Annotated in this window: 2 rRNA genes; both read right to left on the minus strand. The window is 52.7% G+C overall.

The window, feature by feature from the left end:
* Positions 1–98, minus strand: a 5S ribosomal RNA gene (gene rrf / locus BN1143_RS15705); the annotation flags it as partial.
* An 84-nt stretch (positions 99–182) separates the two neighbouring features.
* Positions 183–3,071: ribosomal RNA gene (locus BN1143_RS15710) — 23S ribosomal RNA — on the minus strand.
* Positions 3,072–3,176 lie beyond the last annotated feature (105 nt).

Below are 3,176 nucleotides of genomic sequence, written 5' to 3' on the forward strand. Positions count from 1 at the left end.
TCTCGCATGGCGAATGCCACACTACCATCGGCGCTACAGCGTTTCACTTCTGAGTTCGGCATGGGGTCAGGTGGTTCCACTGCGCTATTGCCGCCAGGCAAAAATCTTCAATCTGAAAAAGCTGATTTAATTCTTCGTTCTCGGTATCTGCTACAAGTCTTCGAACACTTCTTGGGTGTTGTATGGTTAAGCCTCACGGGTAATTAGTATGGGTTAGCTCAACACGTCGCCGCGCTTACACACCCCACCTATCAACGTTGTGGTCTCCAACGGCCCTTTAGGACCCTCAAGGGGTCAGGGATGACTCATCTCAGGGCTCGCTTCCCGCTTAGATGCTTTCAGCGGTTATCGATTCCGAACTTAGCTACCGGGCAGTGCCACTGGCGTGACAACCCGAACACCAGAGGTTCGTTCACTCCGGTCCTCTCGTACTAGGAGCAACTCCCTTCAATCATCCAACGCCCACGGCAGATAGGGACCGAACTGTCTCACGACGTTCTGAACCCAGCTCGCGTACCACTTTAAATGGCGAACAGCCATACCCTTGGGACCGACTTCAGCCCCAGGATGTGATGAGCCGACATCGAGGTGCCAAACACCGCCGTCGATATGAACTCTTGGGCGGTATCAGCCTGTTATCCCCGGAGTACCTTTTATCCGTTGAGCGATGGCCCTTCCATTCAGAACCACCGGATCACTATGACCTACTTTCGTACCTGCTCGACCTGTCCGTCTCGCAGTTAAGCTGGCTTATGCCATTGCACTAACCTCCTGATGTCCGACCAGGATTAGCCAACCTTCGTGCTCCTCCGTTACTCTTTGGGAGGAGACCGCCCCAGTCAAACTACCCACCAGGCACTGTCCGCGAGCCCGATTCAGGGCCCTGCGTTAGAACATCAAACATACAAGGGTGGTATTTCAAGGACGGCTCCAGCGCAACTGGCGTCACACCTTCAAAGCCTCCCACCTATCCTACACATGTAGGTTCAATGTTCAGTGCCAAGCTGTAGTAAAGGTTCACGGGGTCTTTCCGTCTAGCCGCGGGTACACCGCATCTTCACGGCGAATTCGATTTCACTGAGTCTCGGGTGGAGACAGCATGGCCATGGTTACACCATTCGTGCAGGTCGGAACTTACCCGACAAGGAATTTCGCTACCTTAGGACCGTTATAGTTACGGCCGCCGTTTACCGGGGCTTCGATCAAGAGCTTCGCTTGCGCTAACCCCATCAATTAACCTTCCGGCACCGGGCAGGTGTCACACCCTATACGTCCACTTTCGTGTTTGCAGAGTGCTGTGTTTTTGATAAACAGTCCCAGCCATCTGGTCACTGCGACTCCCGTCAGCTCCATCCGCAAGGGACTTCACCAACAAGAGCGTACCTTCTCCCGAAGTTACGGTACTATTTTGCCTAGTTCCTTCACCCGAGTTCTCTCAAGCGCCTTGGTATTCTCTACCCGACCACCTGTGTCGGTTTGGGGTACGATGACTTGTAATCTGAAGCTTAGAGGCTTTTCCTGGAAGCAGGGCATCAATGGCTTCCGCACCGTAGTGCGTTCGTCTCGTGTCTCAGTGTTGTGTCTCCGGATTTGCCTAGAAACACCACCTACGCACTTTCACCAGGACAACCGTCGCCTGGCCCACCTAGCCTTCTCCGTCCCCCCATCGCAATTACAAGTCGTGCAGGAATATTAACCTGCTTCCCATCGATTACGCCTTTCGGCCTCACCTTAGGGGTCGACTCACCCTGCCCCGATTAACGTTGGACAGGAACCCTTGGTCTTCCGGCGAGGAGGCTTTTCACCCCCTTTATCGTTACTTACGTCAGCATTCGCACTTCTGATATCTCCAGCATGCCTCTCGACACACCTTCGCAGACTTACAGAACGCTCCCCTACCACTCACGCTTAGCGTGAATCCGCGGCTTCGGTGCCTGGTTTGAGCCCCGTTACATCTTCCGCGCAGGCCGACTCGACTAGTGAGCTATTACGCTTTCTTTAAATGATGGCTGCTTCTAAGCCAACATCCTAGCTGTCTGAGCCTTCCCACATCGTTTCCCACTTAACCAGAACTTTGGGACCTTAGCCGGCGGTCTGGGTTGTTTCCCTCTTCACGACGGACGTTAGCACCCGCCGTGTGTCTCCCGGATATTACTTACTGGTATTCGGAGTTTGCATGGGGTTGGTAAGTCGGGATGACCCCCTAGCCCAAACAGTGCTCTACCCCCAGTAGTATTCGTCCGAGGCGCTACCTAAATAGCTTTCGGGGAGAACCAGCTATCTCCGAGTTTGATTGGCCTTTCACCCCCAGCCACAGGTCATCCCCTAACTTTGCAACGTTAGTGGGTTCGGTCCTCCAGTTGATGTTACTCAACCTTCAACCTGCCCATGGCTAGATCACCCGGTTTCGGGTCTACACCTTGCAACTAGACGCCCAGTTAAGACTCGGTTTCCCTACGGCTCCCCTATACGGTTAACCTCGCTACAAAATGTAAGTCGCTGACCCATTATACAAAAGGTACGCAGTCACCCCGAAGGGCTCCCACTGCTTGTACGTACACGGTTTCAGGTTCTATTTCACTCCCCTCACAGGGGTTCTTTTCGCCTTTCCCTCACGGTACTGGTTCACTATCGGTCAGTCAGGAGTATTTAGCCTTGGAGGATGGTCCCCCCATATTCAGACAGGATGTCACGTGTCCCGCCCTACTCGATTTCACATCAAGGTTGTTTTCGTGTACGGGGCTATCACCCTGTATCGCCGGCCTTTCCAGGACCGTTCCACTAACTTCCAAGATGCTTAAGGGCTAATCCCCGTTCGCTCGCCGCTACTGAGGGAATCTCGGTTGATTTCTTTTCCTCGGGGTACTTAGATGTTTCAGTTCTCCCGGTTCGCCTCGTTACACTATGTATTCATGTAACGATACCCAGCTTATGCTGAGTGGGTTTCCCCATTCGGAAATCCGTGAGTCGTAATGTCTCTTACCGACTGCTCACGGCTTATCGCAGGTTAGTACGTCCTTCATCGCCTCTGACTGCCAAGGCATCCACCATGTACGCTTAGTCACTTAACCATACAACCCCAAGAAGTGTCGGTGAAACCGGCACAGCTTGTTGTCGTACAACAAGGACCAAATAAAATTTGGTTTTCGCCAAGAAGTTTCCAAAAAAAAAAAAAA

The sequence above is a fragment of the Aeromonas dhakensis genome (assembly GCF_000820305.1).
Lineage (GTDB): Bacteria > Pseudomonadota > Gammaproteobacteria > Enterobacterales > Aeromonadaceae > Aeromonas > Aeromonas dhakensis.